The sequence below is a fragment of the Streptomyces flavochromogenes genome (assembly GCF_000717595.1).
Classification (GTDB): Bacteria; Actinomycetota; Actinomycetes; order Streptomycetales; family Streptomycetaceae; genus Streptomyces; species Streptomyces flavochromogenes.
This window is the reverse complement of record NZ_JNZO01000134.1, coordinates 1-253: the sequence shown is the minus strand read 5'-3', so window position 1 is coordinate 253 and position 253 is coordinate 1. Positions and strand designations below refer to the sequence as shown.

The following is a 253-nucleotide window of genomic DNA, read 5'->3' as shown; positions in this document are numbered from 1 at the left end:
CGTCGTGCCTTTCGTGCAGCAGAAGTTCACGCTCGACCTGTCCAGCCGGCACATCCCGGTCGCGGTGCGCGGCGCGGTCACCCTGCGCGGTGTGAAGGCCAACCTCGAAGGTGTCGCGATCGTCAAGGTCGGCGGCACCGAGGACTCGATCCGCGCGGCCGCGCAGCGGTTCCTGATGCAGCAGGACGGCATCGTCGGCTTCACCCAGGAGGTGCTGTCGGGCGCCCTGCGTTCCATCGTGGGCCGGATGTCG

General features: G+C 69.2%; 1 protein-coding gene. It reads left to right on the top strand.

Annotated features, from left to right (window positions below):
* Positions 1-253: flotillin family protein (locus IF00_RS42345; RefSeq protein WP_030327186.1), on the top strand; the 253-nt coding region annotated here is incomplete at both ends.